Genomic DNA, 17157 nt, shown 5'->3' with positions numbered 1-17157 from the left:
CTCAGCCTACCGGAGGCTGCTCCGCCGAATTCCAACACGATCCGCTACGGCACCGCATAAGGAGCAATGGTCTGCTATACGTGAAAGCAGCCAAGCGTCTTGGTCTTCATCCAATTACCCTGTCGACTGATCCAGCTCAGTACGACTATCTTGCTCCCCAACATCGCGAGCTTCACAACATGATTCCCGCCTCTCAGCCTCCACTGTCGTGTAGTGTGAACCCTAAGGAATTTTTCAGACTAAGTGGCGACCTTCGCCATTCCGGGTCGTGCCGTGTTTAGCTGTGTCCGGTTTGTTATGTTTATGTTCGGAACCTGACACACTGAGATACAAGTTTCCATGGCTGCGGCGAAAATCACTTCATTTTGCACCTAGCCTAACCACTTCTTCGGTGGCACGCCAATTGCATCGGCGGACATGGTGGTCTTGCAGTCTCCCGGCCGAGGATGTCCACATGAAGCTTGCTCGAACTGATGCCCCAGTTATGAATTTTATCGAGGGGACGCGCCTTGTCGGCAAAGATTCCGATGAAATCGCAGCTGATTTCACTCAGATAGCGGAATATATTGGTGGCCATCCTGAGATGACGAAAGTGCTGCTATCGGGGGCGACCCGTTCGTGCTCAGCACCGCCAAGCTCGACAAAATTGTTGATCATCTGCTGCCGATCCCACGTTTGGATTCGATTAGATTCGGCACAAAAACCCTCGCCTGCGAGCCCAAAAGGCGCATCGCATTTTTCAGGTTCCACTGCGCCGCAGAGTAGAGATTGCACACAGCATCAACCGATGTCTCAGCGGCATCCAAAAGACATTCAAATACATTATGTCCCATTACACAGGAAATATCGAGGTTCTCGACGTTGGAGCCGATGGTCGCGTATATATACGAACCCATCAAAACAAGATTCCCGAAAAGATCGGAAAGATCTTTTCCCGACCGTACCTCAAGGATGCCTGCTGGTTGGACGATTTGCCCCGAGATTGATTGGAGGCATGCAATGCTAATCACGTATGCGATGCTCGGCTGGATGGAGACGCAACGCCGCTTCAGCGCTCCGATGTTTCCGGGGGACACGATAACGGCCGCCTATGAGGTCGTCGAAGCGCGGCGCTCGAAAAGTCGTCCTGATACCGGCGTGGTAACGCTCGCCGTCATGGTGACGAAACAGACGGGGGAAACCGTCCAGACCGGCCGCGATACCCTTCTGATTGAATGGAATGCGTGAGGTGACAGTGAACATCGAAGCCCAAAAACTATCGCAGTCGCTCGACGGCCTTTTCAACCCCCGTTCTGTCGCGCTGGTCGGCGCATCGTCGACCACGACCAAATGGGGCTTTGCGTATGCCCGCCAATTGCTCGCGGGTGCCTCGCGGCGTCGCATTCACCTGATAAATCAACGCGGCGAGACAATTCTCGGCCAGCAGTCCTACACGTCCCTGCGCTCGCTTCCCGAGACGCCGGAACTTGCCGTGATCTGCGTACCGGCCCCGCATGTTCCTCAGGCGATCGACGAGGTGCTGGCGATCGGAACCCGTTACCTCGTCTGCATCACTGCGGGCTTTGGCGAGATCGGCGAAGAAGGCCGCCGCCTGCAGAACGAACTCCGGGACCGCATTCGGTCAGCCGGTGCGCGTCTGGTGGGCCCGAATTGCGCGGGCCTTTACAACGCCGCCGCCAATCTTGAGTGTACCGCCTTCTGGAAGCTGGCGCCGGGCGACATCGGGATCATCTCGCAAAGTGGAAGCATCGTCGTGGACCTGGGCGCTCGCCTTCCACGGGAGAACCTCGGCATTTCTCGAGCCGTGTCCCTCGGCAACCAGGCCGATCTCACGGTCGAGGAATTCGTCGAAGCCTTTGCGCTCGATCCGAACACGCGCGTCATCGTCGCCTATGTTGAGGAGTTTCGCGATGGCCGCCGCCTGTTTCAGGCGATCGAGCATGCCAGGCAATTGGGCAAGGAGGTCGTGCTTGTTGCCCCTCGTGCCGGCGAGGCGGTGAGCCGTAGTGTCGCCTCCCACACCGGCTCCATGATCTCTAACGAAGACGTTCTCGCGAGTCTTTGCGCAGAACTCGATGTTGTTCGCGTACGCGGTATGGGCGATCTGTTCCTGGCGCTACGCGGCTTGAGCGCCCGTGTACGGGCACCTGGTCGACGCGTTGCCGTGGTTGCGGACGGCGGCGGTTTCGCCACGCTTGGAACGGACTCAGCAGTAGAGGAGGGACTTGAGGTTCCGGCCTTTTCGCCGGCGCTTCGCGCCAAGCTTACAGAAATAATGCCTCCGGGTTCTGGGACCGGCAATCCAATCGACTACGTCGGGGCGCTTGATTTGGCCAGCTTCAAGCCGGTTATCAGCGCCATTGCTGCGTCCGGAGAGGTTGATGCGATTCTTCTTAACGGCGCATACAACAATGTGGCCGGCGCGCCCCCTGAATCAGAAGCCGCCGTCGCAACTGATATCCGCGAGACCTGCCAGAGACTTGGGATTGGGTTGTCTGTGGCAACCGTGATCACAACCGAACCGGCAATGGTCGCGTTCGCGGCCGACCGGGTGCCCGTTTTCGATTTTCCCGAAGAGGCGGCGCGGCCTCTCGCTCTGGGCCGCATTCGCAAGGCAAAGCGGCAATTACCGAAGATCGAAACGACGGCGGCCTATCTAGGGGAAACCGACTACCTTTCAAGTCGGGACGCGCTTGCCGCCGGTGGAGTAGCGTTCACGCGCGCCATCCACGCGCGCGACGTGGACGAGGCCGCGATCGCGGCCAACAAGATAGGCTACCCCGTGGTGCTCAAGGCCCTTGGCAGCCTGCACAAGAGCGATTCAGGGGCAGTCGTTCTGGAGATCTATGACGAAGCGACGTTGCGGGCGAAGATCGAAACACTCACCGGGCAGCTCAATCCGACCGGCTTCAGCGTCGAGGAGATGATTGTAGAGCGCGACGGCGTGGAATTGTTGATCGGGGGTCTCCGCGATCCGGCGTTCGGACCTACTGTCGTGGTCGCCGCTGGCGGCACCAAGACCGAGATCTGGCGCGACCGGGTCGTGGCGCTTGCTCCGGTCGACGAACTAACCGCCCGGCGCATGCTGAGCTCCTTGCGCGTTGCACCGCTCTTCGCCGATTTCCGAGGCCGCCCGCCGCTCGATCTGTCGGGCGTGGCGAAAACGGTCGCAGCGATCTCGCGGTTCATATCGGATCACCACAACGTGCTGGAAGCCGAGATCAACCCGCTCATCGTCGGGTCCAGTCGCTGCATCGCGGTCGATGCGAGGATTGTAGCCGCTCGATAGGGTATCGCGGAGGCACACGTGCAACAGAGTCCTCTTCCGCTTGTGCCTCCCAAGGCGGACCAAGCTATCGCCGAGCTTGGCTCGGCGGCAGCCCACTCTTGCCCGAAGTTCCGCCGGAACGAACGTTTGGTGGCGACGGCCGGGATCAAACTCGGTCCGGCCAACGGTGCGGCGCCTGCTGCAGTGTTTGGCCTCGTCCGGACGGCCGAGCGCCTTCGTTCTCGACGAGCGCACCGAGGCATTCAGGGAGCAGTGGCACAGACGCTTGCCAAGATGCTCCCGCCCGATCTTTGCGCAAAGTCGCCGATGAGAGAATTAATCTCACGCGGGCCGACCAGGCTGCTTGGCAGTCGATACTGGATTCGCTCGGTGGGGCGGCTTGGGCCTGCCAACTAGTCACAGCGCCGCACTCAATAAAGTTCCCATTTCATCGATAGGAGTAAATGCAATGCCGCTCGCTATGAATCGCGAAGTCTTTATAACATGCGCAGTTACTGGTGGCTCCGATACCGCCGGAACCACTCGAAATGTACCCCGTTCGCCAAAAGAGATCGCGGACGCCGCTATTGAAGCAGCAAAGGCTGGTGCTGCCGTCGCGCACATCCATGTTCGCGATCCCGAAACCGGTGCACCCTCGCGGCGCAACGATCTTTACAAGGAAGTCACCGACCGTGTTCGGCAGGCCAGCACCGACGTTGTGCTGAATATCACGGCCGGGATGGGAGCAGACCTGGTTTTCGGCAGCGTGGAACAACCGCTTCCACTTGCCCCATCAACCGACCTTTGCGGCGCCACCGAACGCTTCAGCCATATCGCCGAATGCCTTCCCGAGATTTGCACTCTCGATTGCGGCACCATGAACTTCAACGTCGGCGACTTCGTCATGACCAACACGCCGGCAACACTGCGGGCCATGGCTAAGATGACGGCCGATCACGGCGTTCGGGCCGAAATTGAGGTCTTCGACAATGGGCACCTTTGGTTTGCCAAGCAACTGGTCGAAGAGGGTTTGATCGAGGATCCCGTCCTGGTCCAGCTCTGCATGGGAATTCGCTGGGGGGCGCCCAATGACCTAAATACTTTTTTAGCACTGGCCAACAGCGTTCCTGCGAATTGGACGTTCTCTGCCTTTTCTATCGGCCGCGATGCAATCGCATATCCAGCAGCGGCGGTGCTTGCCGGTGGCAATGTCCGTGTTGGCCTCGAAGACAATCTGTACGTGGGCAAGGGCCAGTTTGCTACAAACGGCCAGCTAGTCGAACGGGCTGTGAACGTCGTCGAGAGCATGGGAGCGAGAGTGGTTGGACCGGAAGAGGTTCGGGAGAAACTGAAGCTCACGAAGCGGCCAAGCAAAGAGTTACCGAGAGCGCATCCCGAGAGGATGGCGTCCCCTTAACCTGGCAATGAACGCAGTTCGGCCATCGGTCTGTTTTCAGGCTACGTCCGGCATGGGTTTATCAGGCCCACGTTTGCATGGAGGCGTTGTGAAGCTCGCGATGTTGGGCAGCGGTGAGAAAGTTGCGGGGAAGGTGGAAGAGATTGGCGATCGCGCCGTACATGGAGACGAGGCGGGGACACTGCGCGCAGGATTTGAAGCGCTTCATCGTCCGCCCTCGTCGTCAAACGGCAAGGTGAGAATTCTCCGCCCATGGGATCTGACAGCGCCCTGACGAACTCGCCGAGCATCTCGCCACCCAAGCGGCCGATGGTTGTGCTTCGACGTAAGTATCCGGTAGGGTCTCCGCCGGATGGATACGCTTCGACGAAAGCCCGACCCAGCTCATCAGCGGCCGCAGGTCTCAACGCGTGTATATGCAGACAACGTGACATCGCCCGAAGGACTGCTTGGCGCACAGCATTATGCAGAAGCCGAAACCACTTCAGCCAGCCTGGAGGCCGTAGCCATGGAGAGTGTCCATCCCAACGACCCATGCCCACAGTTCAAGAACAGCCCACCGACCTTCGAGCTCCCGACGATCGGCTGGCTGTTGGGCGTCATAGGTCTGAGACCCGTCCACGCATTAACCTCTCCGTCGTAGTCGCCCGCCTTGGGGAAAATCCCTTTGGCCGTGTCAAGAAGGGTTCGGAATCGCTCTTGTTTGAATTCGCCACTACTGGGACCGATATCGGCAAGGCCTGCGATTCGGAGCCGGTCGCCGATGCGGCAGAATACCATCTTTCGCGCCGTATCGGTGATACTCGCGACAGGAGCCAACGCGGTCGCTGGAATCGTTAACGAATATCCTTGAACAGGCCAGATCGGCAAACTGATACCAACTGTCCTCGCGATAGGCGCCGTCCAGGCACCAAGTGCGATCACGGCGCGAGTGCAGGAAAGTTCGCCAACGGCGGTGCCGACGGCAGCGATTATCCCTGCCCGCGTCCCCAAGCGTTCGACCTTCGTTTGGAGCATGAACCTTACGCCGTAGTCATTCTCCAACAGGCTTCGAAGATTTCGGCAGAAGAGGCTGGAATCTCCTGCTGCGTCGAATGGCGACCACAAGGCGCCGACGAAAGGGTGACCGTAGTGGGCCAGAGCCGGGTCCCGTGCGATCGCCTGATCCCGAGTCAGGATGACCTGCCCCGCGCCATAATGGTTTTTCAGAACGCTGAGAGCCTCGGCGTTTCGAAGACTCTCATGGCTGGAGTAAACATTGAGCTTACCCGTACTGCGGTAATCAAACTCTATCCTTTCGGAAAGCTCTGCAAAGCCAGTCCGGCTTTCCATCGCGAGCTTCAGGACTTCGATGGTGTTGCGTTCGAAGCTGCTCCGGGTTGCATTGGCGAGAAACCTAAGACCCCAAGACATGAACCTCGGCGACGGCGTGAGCGCTATTCTGAGTGCAGGGTCACATCCGAGCAGATATTTGGGAAGGTTTACGACCATCGACGGAGAAGCCATCGCGTCGGTGTAGGAGTAGCTCAACTGCGCGCCATTGCCAAAGCTCGCGCCCCCTTCTGCGGGAGCGGAGGCGGCGTCGATGACGGTGACGGCGAATCCTTTGCGCGCCAAAGCGTAGGCAGAAGTCATGCCGACGACGCCTGCACCGAGAACAATCACGTCTCGCATCGGCTATCCCTCGTCGCGAAGACGAGCGATGAGTTCGATCTCCACCGGAACCCCGCGCGGAAGAGCAGCTACGCCTATTGCGAACCTGGAATGGCTTCCGCAATCGCCGAAGATAGAGACGAAGAGGTCCGATGCACCGTTGACAACGAAAGGGATGTCCGTGAAATCCGGACTGCAGTTCACGAAACCCGACACTTTCACGATTTCGGCAACTTTCGAAAGCTCTCCACCTGTCGCCAGCGAAAGCTGGCTGACCACATTGAGGGCGGCGAGCTTTGCCGCCTCGTAGGCTGTCTCCCGTGCGACGGTTTCGCCGACCTTTCCGAGATACTTCACCACGCCGTCTTCCAGCGGCAACTGACCAGATACATAGATCTGGCCACGGTCGATCTTGAAGCCCAAGAGGTTTCCGGCAGGCTTCGCAATGCGCGGCAACACAAGATTGAGCGCCTCGAGGCGCTTTTCAGAGGTAGGGATCATGGTAGCTCACCGATGCCTCAAGGAATATTCTTTTGCCGCCGCCAGAAATCCGCTCCAGACGATGTTGTCGATCTGACCGACGCCGTACTCCGGATGCCATTGCACGCCGACTGCGAAGCCGCCGGCGTTGGCCTCTACCGCCTCAATCACACCGTCTGGTGAGACGGCGATCGGCTTATAGGCTTCCGACGGAAGGACTGCTTGGTGGTGAACGCTATTTACTGCGTAGCTGGTCCCTTCTGGGCACACGAGATGGCGTGACCGAGCTATGATCTCTATCTGGTGCTGCGCTATCGTCGCCGACTGTTCAGGCTTGTGTTCGAACGCGCCACCGACCTCGGTCGATATATCCTGCACGAGCTGCCCGCCGAGGCAGACGGCCAGGAGCTGCATGCCGTTACAAACGCCGAGGGTAGGCATGCGTCTTGACAGCGCTTTCTCGATCATGGCTCTCTCGAACTCCGTCCGCACCGGCTTCACCACGTAAGGCTTGCGTGCAGTTTGGCGATAGAGCGCTGGATCGATGTCGAACATGCCACCGGTGACTAGCAGGCCATCGATTGCGTCCAAGTACTCCTCTACGATGTCCCCGTAGGGCAAAATGAGGGGCAGGCCACCAGCCTGCGATACAGCATCCGCGTAGTTTCGGCGGACGACGTATTCGGTTTCAGGAGCGACAATGTCATTGATGTCCGGCGTGATGCCGATACGTGGAAGACGAGACATGTTGATCCTTACGATAGCCAAGCCGTGGCGACGTCTTGATAAATCTCGACTGCCTTCAGAACGTTTTCGATGGAAACGGATTCGTCTGGCTGCCCACTCAGGCCGAGGTCGCCGGGACCGATGATGGCAAAGGGAACGGACAGCCCCTCCAGTAGGACAGTGCCGTCGCTGTAGTAGGAGACGCCCTTGATCTCCGGGTTGCGCATCCGGTGACGTGTGCAGACGTCATTGCATAGCTTGACGAAGCTGTCGTCGGGGAGGCTCTCCACCGCAGGCTTGAAGTCGAGGATACTGATGGCAACATCCTCGGGTGCGATATTTTCCACCCGCGTTACGACCGCGCGGTGATCGACACCCGGAGGCAGTCGGATATCGAAGTCAACCACGCAGTGGTCAGGAGTTAGGTTGACCGCAGAGCCCCCCTCGATTCGACCAACGCGAATTGTCGGGCCATCGAGAAGCGGATGCGGCGGGCATTCCAATTCCAGAGAGTAGAGGTGAGTGAGGAACGAGTGGATCGCATCGATGGCGTTAATGCCAGGTTCGCCAGAGACGTGACCTAAACGACCCTTAGCAGTAGCCCGCAGCCACAAAGCCGCCTTTTCAACGATAATAATATCGAGATCACTAGGCTCTCCGCAAAGAAAAGCTCCGATTTCTTTCTTAAGCCCTTGTTCAACAAATCGTCGAGCACCAAGTAAATTTGCACTTTCTCCTGCGGTAAACGCCAAGATTAGATCACCTTTCAGCATCTGACGCTTTTCCGCCAAGTTTCCCGCAGTGGCAATCATCGCCGCAAGGGCGCTTTTCATGTCGGACGAGCCACGCCCGTATAGCCGACCTTCCATAATTTCTCCTGAGAAAGGTGGCCGTCGCCATGGGACGGTACCGACAGGCACGGTATCCATGTGGGACGAAAGGAGCAACGCGGGCTTTTCACCCGTTCCGCAGATTCGGCCCAAGACATTAGCGCGTCCAGGAAGAAATTCATCCAGTTTGGCCTCTATGCCGAGGGCGAGTAGTTCGGCGTGGACGAGTTTGGCGACCTCGATTTCACTACCTGGCGGATCGCAACTGTCGATTGCCACGATCTGCTGTAGAAATCGAATGGGATCGAAACGCAGTCTACCGGAGCACGCCTCTTGTGCGGTTTCAATTGCCATTAGGACATCCTTTAAAATTTTTGCCGAAGAATGGCGATTTCGCGCCGGAAGAAGAAGCGCAAAAGCGTAATGAATTGATTGGTGAACTTCATGAATGCCGCGCTCGTATTGACCCATCAGGGCTGCGGCAAGCTGACTTATTCCCGGCTGCGTCCGGAAAGCACGGCGAGAGTCGAAGCTATACCACCCTCGGGACATCAACCGTTCGAAGGGTTGTCATCGCACGCGAGTTTCAAGTTAAGCATCCCGCATACGGCCCGGGCGTGCTCACGGCGGACAAGCTTGCGTGAGATACAAAGAGGCGACCGACCTCATTGATGGCCGGACTGCGGATCATCGAGAAATGGTCACCACCGACATACAATACTTTAACGTTGGGGAGTTCTTCTACACCGGTAGTTGCTTGGATCGCGTTTAAGTTCTGCAAGAACACCTCTTCGGTTATACCTGTGACATTGTCCTGCCTAGGCAGGACTAGCGTTACGTGATAGTTAACCGGTGCGTAGATCTGAGCCGAAGCTGCGATGCGGCAATTCCTCTCGAACACCCGCTTCAATTCGCCGATCACGACGCGCTCTGCCGTCGACGTGGGGGAGTTTATCGCTGTTGGCTTACATCGGCTCATATGCAGAAGTTGGTTGAAATCGTCATCGTCCACGCGAGCGGTATGATGCGGGCACAAGGCCGGCGCCAAAAGGCCATCTATGGCGACAATCCGGTCGATCTCTCGGCCGCGACGTCTCAATTCCACAGCCAGGGAATATGCGAGCATAGCTCCGAATGAGTGCCCTACTAGCCTCAGCGGACCGTCCGGTTGGTGTTGCACGACTTCATCGGCCATCTGGCGGACAGCCGCTACAATGTCGGCAGAACTGCCGTCGTTGGGGGCGCCCAGACCGATCACATCGATGCTGGACTTGACTGAGTCGCGCAGTCCGGCCTCTCCCCCAACATGGCCGAAAATCCCTTCCACGAAAAAGATCTTCGGCCGGGGTTGTTCGGCTGTTTCGGGAGCAGCAAGCGCGGCCGACAGAATAGGGGATTTCCCGCTGCTCATCCCTGCGAACTGGCGCTCAATCTCCTGGAGACTGGCGCCGTCAGAAAGCAAGCTCAGTGGTATACGAGTATCGCTTAATTCTTCGAGTGCCAAGCGAAGCTCGACCAACTGAAAGGAGTCAACACCGTTGTCGGACAAGGAACCGTTTATATCTAGCGACGCCTTATCTACGCCCAGGACCTCAGCCGCCGTCGACAGAACTGGCCTGTCCTCAGGTTCGGCTAGAGTATCAATGCCATGCGCTAGGTTGCTGGGGATAAGTCCGACATCCCGCATCGCGCAGATCGGCCTTTGCTTAGCGTCGCGAAGGACGGCGTCGTGGCGTTTCCCGTCAACCCGGGCCGAGATAGTTCCAGCATAGGCGAAACTTGCCGCGTCGCGTAGGCTGACCGAACCTATGCTGGCCGGGAGAAAGGCCGTTTCCTGCCCTGGAACAGCAATCGCAAAGCTCGCCGCCTGCAACATCGCATTCAGGGCGGTGGTTAGTCCGGTCAATCCGGTGGCGCTGGAGAGCGCACAGAGCCGAGCATGAACCGCCTTTTTGGTACGCCTACTACTTTCAATCCGCTTGTACTGTGGACCATATTCCAGCCCCTGCCGGGCAAATTGTGCATAGAGGCTTTCAGAGGCATCGGTCTTACCGCGTTGCCCCATAGCGGAAGGTTCAGCTTCATCAGGCCAAACTGCGATAGAGTCTACCACCACGGCCAAAGCATTCCGCGTCCAAGTCTCTTCTTTCCCTATCGTCCGAGAATAAAGCGCAACCCTTGGCCGATCGCCACCTTCGACCTGAATGCCAATCCGACATCTGCTTCCAGCCGTGTTCAAAACGATAGGCGCTTCAAAAACCACATCATTCAACTGATTCTCAATGGCGTGGCCTAGGTCGGAAAGGAAATCGAAAATCATCGCCAGCATTCCAGCTCCGGGAACTACATAGGCGTCGTTCACCCGATGCTCCTCAAACCAATCGGCTTCCTGCGGCGATATCTCGAACGTCGTGGTCTTGCGGATGGTCCCTTTGCCGAGAGGTGGCAGCGAGGCCGCGTGTTGTCCAGGGACCTGCATGCGAAACGCAGTGCTGCCGATTTCACTCTGGATGAACCGGTAGGTCGGCATCGGGACGAGCAAACCACGTTCGGTGTTGTTAAGCTCATGCCAGGGCACAGCATAGCCCGCCGCAAACAGATCAGCGATTTTCTCCGCAACTGGATTGTCGGGACGACCGATCCCCGCCACCACACCGAATTCAGCTCGGGCATTGCGCCCCGCAATTGTGCGAGTAAAGGCGCTCAGCGCCTGTCCAAGGCCGATTTCAAGGAAAATTGGCGCCTCAATCCGGTCCAACACACGCTCCACCCCCGCGACAAAATCAACGCAAGATCGCATTTGCGTAGCCCAGTATTCTCGTGTGAATGGCTCACCTGTGTGCGTGGAACAGGTAGGGAAAATTGGAATAAGAGGAGTCTTGGGTGCGAGAATGGGACCTCTAACGCGCAAAGCTTGCGACGCTGGCGCCATAATCTCGGTGTGAAAGGCATTAGCAACTTTGAGGCGGTGGTGCCTTAGCCCATTTTCCGCACAATAATTCTCGAGGACCTCAAATGCAGGCTCTCGACCGGCCACAACTGTCCGATCGGGGCAGTTCTTGCAAGCGATTTCGAGGCCAAACTTCAGTAGCGGGGCCTGCAATGACTCAGCATCGGCGTCCACTTGGCACATGAAGCCCTTCTCAGGCACCTGTTCCATTTCCACCGAGCGTGCGACGATCAGATCTAGTGCCTCGTCCAGAGCAAGCACGCCGGCAGACACTGCGGCAGCGATTTCGCCGACGCTATGCCCAATAAGACCGACTGGTCGAATTCCACATGACAGCCACAAAGCGCTCAGCGACAGTTCGAAAGCAAAAACGAGCGCCTGATCATGGATCGTATTGGATCGATCACAAACGAAACCATTATTGCCCTTTTTCGGGAGAAACGCGCCAATCTTTTCGGCAAAGAGCCCTTGGCCCAGGCGGGACCGTAAGCCGTCGAGAATCTCGTCAAAACGGTCCCGAAATACCTCGATGCCGTTCAGATGCCCGATGATATTCCAGTTCAGTTGCATTCCCTGCCCCGGAAAGGTCCAGACGAGATTTGATGAACTTTGCCCATCGGGAAGCTGCTTCATCGGTTCGCCGTGGTGGACACTGTACCTGCCCTCATTTTCATAAATTACGCCTCGGCATGGGCTGAAATGACGTCGCCCACGCGACAAGGTTTCCACCAAGTCGGGCTTATTGCAGTTGATCCCACACAAGAGAAACTGTTTTACTGCAGCCGCATTGGCCTTGAAGGCTGGGGCCGATTTCCCCGACAATGGAAGGATAGTGCCGATTGCCTGTGTCATGTCACTGGCTCCCTCGATCGTCCGCCATGTACACCTTGCAAAATGATGTGTGCATTTGTGCCCCCCATCCCAAATGCACTTACGCCACCGAACAGCGAGTTCGAGAGACCGAGCGGCACCGGGCGGCTGGATACTTGGATGTTGTCATCGGGCGGTAGCCGCGGGTTTAGTTCGCAGAAATGGCAGGTGCCCGGAAAGACAGCGTGATATAAGCTTAGGCAAGACTTGATGAATCCGGCTACCCCGGCCCCCTCGTCGAGATGACCAATGTTGCCCTTGATGGAACCAACTAGGCACGGCGCATCTCGTTTGGCTTTCCTCAGACTCTGCCCAATGGAACTCCACTCGATGGCGTCCCCGACTACCGTACCGGTCCCGTGTGCCTCGACAAAACTCAGCGCATCTGGACCCAAGCCAGCATTGCGCAAAGCCTGCGTGATTACGTCAGCCTGGCCCTGGGGGCTTGGTGCGGCAAAGTTCATCCTGCGGCTGCCGTCATGGTTGACCGCGCTACCGGCGATGTTTGCATAAACGGTGTTGCCGTGACGGACAGCATCGCTGCTCCTTTTCAGTACAACGAGACCGCCACCGTTTCCAAACACAGTTCCGTCGGCTCCAGCATCGAAGGGACGACAAAGACCTTTCGGGCTGCGGACCGATCCTTCCACATAGTCGTACCCTGTCGGCTGAGGCCAAATCACCGAAATGCCACCGGCCAGCGCGATATCGCACTCATCGTTCAGCAGTGCTTGCCTGGCATAGTGAATTGCCGCTAACGACGTGGCGCACGCCGCCTGAATTGTGATGCTCGGCCCGGTGAGGCCAAGGCGATAAGAAACCGTGGATGTCAGGTAGTTTCGGTCGTTGCCCAGCCGTAGCTGCAGCGTGTTGTCCTCGCGAAAACAGACATCGGTCCTGCTTTTGCGCAAAGGCTCCAGTTCATTCATTAAATAAGTGCTGAGCCCGGCACCCGCGAAAAGTCCAATGCGGGTATCGGCCCCGTAGCCGGCATCACCGGAATGCTCAAGCGCTGCCCAGCATAACTCGAGAAAAATCCGTATCTGCGGATCCATCCTGTAGGCTTCAGCCGGAGAGAGCCCAAAGAATTCGTAGTCGAATGCGTCTACGTTTTCGAGCTGTCCGAAGCTTGGAACAAAGTCTCTCGAATTTTCTCTCCCCTTCTCTTTGGCCTCGTGGTCGCCCTTTGTGATCAGACAGTGCCCTCCCGCCAGACTCGCCCATAGCGCCTCCGTCGTTAGGGCCCCAGGGAAACGACCGGCCATGCCGACGACGCTTACGTAGTCGTTTTGCCCCTCAAACCGCACGGGACGGGGGACATCGAGCTTGACTGGATTTTTGGTACTCTCAAGGTGACTCTCCAGCGCGGCAACGGTGGGAAACCGATAAAAATCGGCTACCGTTAAGTCAGGAAAGGTGCTGGCAAGCTCCAGTTCAAGCGACATGAGCCCAAGAGAATCGAAACCAATGTCGCTGAATCGGCTAGTCGCGGTGAACCTCGCGTCGGGCACTAGCTTCCGGATCGCCGCCGCTATTTTCATGTCATCAGGCGCGACCCCCTGGTCTAGAAGGACCGACACGGATGTCTCTCCGACGGCTATCTCAGCAGCGCGGCGTTCGAGTGACGGATAATCTATCTTGCCGTTTTTCAGACGTGGCATCTCGGCCAACTTCGACACCCGGCAACGGAACTGACGTCCGAGTTTGGCTACGATGTAATCGACCAGATCATCTGCGGGCGGCTCCTGAAATTTGGGTTCGCATGTGAAAAAGACTCGAGGCTCCTGCCCGAACGCCGTCGCAAGCGGAGCGATTGCGGCAGCGTCCAGAATGCCTTCGCGCTGACGAAGGGCCAGTTCTATAGCCTCCAACGAAATCCGGTTGCCACGCAGTTTGACAATCCGATCGCTGCGTCCCACCAAGTGAATATTGTCGTCGTCATCCACAAACCCAACATCACCCAACACCATTGGCACTGACAACCCTTGCCCCGAGTCGACCGGAAACTGGACCGCCAGATTGCCAGCCACGCCCGCCGGAAGCCGTTCGTTCCGGCAGCCCAATACAGAAATCTTTGTCCCTGCGATCGGCCGTCCAATATGGGGAAGGTCTGGCCAAGCATCGGGTTCGCTTCCGAGGACATGGGCCGTTATGTCCTGGGTTTCCGACATGCCGTAGTGGTTGACGAGGGTCGCGCCTGTCTTCGCAAACCACCGCCTAACATTATCGTTGATCTCTAATGTCCCGCCGGCAACAATGACCATCCGCAATTCCCGGCAAGGCAGGTTCTGTTCCAACGCTGCGTTGGCCGCTCCTTCCAACAGCACCGTTGGGAGGTAGATTCTGTCCAACGCCATTTCATTCACGAACGACGCGAGCGCGCCTGGACTCGATCTTAATTTCGGCTCCGCGAAGACGAGGGTGCGCCCTCCAGCCAGCGTCGCATAGATTTCGTGATAGGCTATATCGTGCATAAGCGACGACAGCTGAGCCATGCGATGTGCCTCGGGCAGACTGTCGAGATGCCATTTCACTAGTTGGTCCAATTGTGCGGCCGGAAACCGGATAGCCTTTGGTTCTCCGGTGGATCCTGAAGTCATGACTACATAGGCGTCAAACTTTGGGGATGGGTGCTGCTCACGTGACCGGACCAGAAGGCGAAAACCTGCAATCGGTGTGTCGCAAGGAGCGAACCCCTCTGGCCGATCGAAATCCTGAAACACCTCCTCCGTCACGAGGATCGCCTCCGCGCCCGTCCTTTCCAATTGCTTTAGGTGCAAATGGCTGTCGCTTTCATCCAGCCGAAGAAAACACCCGCCGGCCATATTCACCCCGACAAGAGCCATGATTTCCTTAGGCTCGCGCGGACCGGCATAGGCGATCGTCGGATTGCCCCCACCGATCCGTGTCTGAATATGGCTGGCCAATTGATCCGCAATGCGGATTACTGACAGGTAGGAATAGCTGTCGCGTTGACCTTGTATCGCCTCACGCTCTGGGTTGCCATCGGCTTGCTGGCGCAATGCGGTCAGAAAAAATGGCGTCACAGCTGCGGGAGTCCCGGTGAAGTCAACCAGGCCCTTCGGGCCGGCTGCAATGGGCCAGTTTGGTAGCAGGTAGGCTTTCATGCGGCCTGCCAGATAATCGAGCGAACTCTGGTTCATCAGACCGCTGGCAGCCTCTAGCCGGCAAATCAGCCGTCCGGAGGCGTCATGCCAATGATTGACGACGATCAGATACGGTGTGAGCGACGGTACCGGTTCAAAGACTCGTGCGATCGATGGGCTGGAAAAGCCGAAAAGCCGACGCCGTACCACGAGAACATCGAACAGATTGTCAGCCTGGCCCAATTCCGCAAAACCAGGCGAGGCAGCGATCTCCTGATACGGAAGGCGCCCGATGCGGGCTGAGAGTTCCACCTGCGCCAGTGCCCATTGCGGCACTTGGCCGAAACTACGGTCTTCAATAAATGACGGTATCAATGCCAATCCTGGATTTCCGAAATAGCCGAATCCAGAGCAGCTGTCGGGAACGCAATCCTGCGGGATAGCAACGATAATCTGCTCATTGTTCAACAGATTTGCGGTTGCGAATTGCAGTGCGGCCAGAAGAGCAGCCTCAGTTTCATCATGCCCCCAAATCTGCTCATCTGGTGGAATGACAAACTCACTCAAACTCGGTCGCGGCGTGCCCACATGGTGGAACCTAGCCCGCAGATCGCCCAGATCGTCGATCTCCTCAGCGAGGCGCGACACCGCTTCCCAATCGCCTTTTGTCGGTTGCTCTGCCGAAGGAACTCCGACCAGCAGGTCGCGTTCCTTTTTGTTTTTGACTTGGCCGGACAAGCTTTGCAACAACAAAAGTAGTGATCGGTCACCGTCGCAGATGATGTGATGGAAGAGACAGAAAAGGTAGCTCTTACCTTCACACTGAACAAGTTGGACTCGCCAAGGCCAGCGCGCCGTCAGTTCAGAAGGCTGGCTTATAAACTCCTGATACAGAGCAGGAATTTGCTGCATTGATGCGCAGGCCCTCTCGGGTAGAACCACCTCCTTCAAGCATTCTACTCCTGCTGCATGAAACCAGACATAGCGCCCATCACGGCGGATAAGCCTTGTATTCAGGAAGACGTGCTGTGGCAGAATGGGCATCAGCGCTTGATGTAGCTGCCGGGTCGACAAGCGGGTCGCCATTTCCATTGCGCAGCATATGTTGAGGTCCTTGCGTCGCGGATCAATCGCATCCAGAAAACGCATCCGCTCCTGCGATGAATTCAATGCAAATTCTGTACCTTCCTGCTTCACCTTGCTGCCTCCAATAATTTGCCCATGACCGCTGAGCCACTGACCGTTCTTCCAACAACCGTATGCAGATCTGGCATTCCTTACGAGAGACGTGTCGAGGGGCGAACCCCCGTCGTGCCGAACAACACACCGAAGGCCACCTTCGGACGCAGTAGTGATCCAATCTTCGCTACCGCGGGTTATCTCACAATCGCGTCGCAAGGAGAGCTCGCAAAACTCATGCCATTTTTGTTGACAAAAAGACTTTACAGATGTTTTTCAGTAACTTGCCGTAATGAACAATGGAATATTGGCTGATATTTATGTGTCGACTACCCGACAAGCCGACAGCACGTGTCGCATGGCCTTGCTTAGATCATAGCCGGTTGATCCGAGGCGTTGATGCGGCATCCTAAACCTATGACACGGCAAGACTATAAAGACGAAATGGAATTGTGCCGCGCGTGCAGCGTCTCGACGCCTTCTCGAAGGCGCTGGATCAGAAGCCAATGCTTGTGGTGGCGAGCTCGGCCAGGACGACCAAAACCGGGGAGCGCAGCTGATCTAATCGGCGAGGACGTGTCGGAGCGGCCGCCAAGCATTGGCGGCCGCTCCCAAGGATTCGGCGGCGATGTGCAACAATCGGCTTCGCTGTTGTGCGATCCTGAAGAATGGCGTGG

Annotated in this window: 10 protein-coding genes and 1 pseudogene; 4 read left to right on the top strand and 7 right to left on the bottom strand. The window is 57.3% G+C overall.

Annotation, left to right across the window (positions count from 1 at the left end; all coding sequences use genetic code 11):
- Nucleotides 1-505 precede the first annotated feature (505 nt).
- From NKI17_RS37155 to bcoG, 4 genes and pseudogenes are all read left to right on the top strand, one after another.
- Nucleotides 506-986, top strand: a pseudogene (locus NKI17_RS37155) (KamA family radical SAM protein); the annotation flags it as partial.
- 13 nt (nucleotides 987-999) lie between these two features.
- Nucleotides 1000-1227, top strand: a complete 228-nt coding sequence (locus NKI17_RS31460) for a hotdog family protein (RefSeq protein ID WP_352907351.1) — start codon at nucleotides 1000-1002, stop codon at nucleotides 1225-1227.
- 7 nt (nucleotides 1228-1234) lie between these two features.
- Complete coding sequence (locus NKI17_RS31455; RefSeq protein ID WP_352907350.1) at nucleotides 1235-3289, top strand: acetate--CoA ligase family protein; 2055 nt, start codon at nucleotides 1235-1237, stop codon at nucleotides 3287-3289.
- Between the two features lie 448 nt (nucleotides 3290-3737).
- Nucleotides 3738-4685, top strand: coding sequence for a 3-dehydrocarnitine:acetyl-CoA trimethylamine transferase BcoG (gene bcoG, locus NKI17_RS31450; RefSeq protein ID WP_352907349.1), 948 nt, complete (start codon nucleotides 3738-3740; stop codon nucleotides 4683-4685).
- A 61-nt stretch (nucleotides 4686-4746) separates the two neighbouring features.
- Here the strand turns inward: bcoG and NKI17_RS31445 are convergent, their stop codons facing one another.
- The 7 genes from NKI17_RS31445 to NKI17_RS31415 all read right to left on the bottom strand — a co-directional run bounded on the left by NKI17_RS31445 (nucleotide 4747) and on the right by NKI17_RS31415 (nucleotide 16498).
- The gene (locus NKI17_RS31445; RefSeq protein ID WP_502894672.1) at nucleotides 4747-4893 is read right to left on the bottom strand and encodes a hypothetical protein; all 147 of its coding nucleotides are present in this window, start codon (nucleotides 4891-4893) and stop codon (nucleotides 4747-4749) included.
- 254 nt (nucleotides 4894-5147) lie between these two features.
- On the bottom strand, nucleotides 5148-6359 hold the full coding sequence (locus tag NKI17_RS31440; protein ID WP_352907348.1) for an FAD-dependent oxidoreductase: 1212 nt from the start codon (nucleotides 6357-6359) through the stop codon (nucleotides 5148-5150).
- A gap of 3 nt (nucleotides 6360-6362) precedes the next feature.
- Nucleotides 6363-6839, bottom strand: coding sequence for a RidA family protein (locus NKI17_RS31435; protein WP_352907347.1), 477 nt, complete (start codon nucleotides 6837-6839; stop codon nucleotides 6363-6365).
- A 6-nt stretch (nucleotides 6840-6845) separates the two neighbouring features.
- Complete coding sequence (locus NKI17_RS31430; RefSeq protein ID WP_352907346.1) at nucleotides 6846-7565, bottom strand: gamma-glutamyl-gamma-aminobutyrate hydrolase family protein; 720 nt, start codon at nucleotides 7563-7565, stop codon at nucleotides 6846-6848.
- 8 nt (nucleotides 7566-7573) lie between these two features.
- Entirely contained in the window at nucleotides 7574-8845 is a 1272-nt protein-coding gene (locus tag NKI17_RS31425) for a M20 family metallopeptidase (RefSeq protein WP_352907345.1), read from the bottom strand.
- Nucleotides 8846-8960: 115 nt separating this feature from the next.
- Nucleotides 8961-12176 carry an acyltransferase domain-containing protein gene (locus NKI17_RS31420; protein ID WP_352907344.1) on the bottom strand — a complete coding sequence of 1072 codons (3216 nt, stop codon included), beginning with the start codon at nucleotides 12174-12176 and terminating at the stop codon, nucleotides 8961-8963.
- Nucleotides 12173-16498, bottom strand: coding sequence for a beta-ketoacyl synthase N-terminal-like domain-containing protein (locus tag NKI17_RS31415; protein WP_352907343.1), 4326 nt, complete (start codon nucleotides 16496-16498; stop codon nucleotides 12173-12175). Before NKI17_RS31415 ends, NKI17_RS31420 begins: the two co-directional genes overlap by 4 nt.
- Nucleotides 16499-17157: the final 659 nt, after the last annotated feature.

This window comes from Mesorhizobium sp. M0816, from assembly GCF_040320005.1.
In the GTDB taxonomy this organism is placed as follows: Bacteria; Pseudomonadota; Alphaproteobacteria; order Rhizobiales; family Rhizobiaceae; genus Mesorhizobium.
Note: the sequence above shows the minus strand (reverse complement) of the source record. Positions and strands in the feature narration are given on the sequence as shown.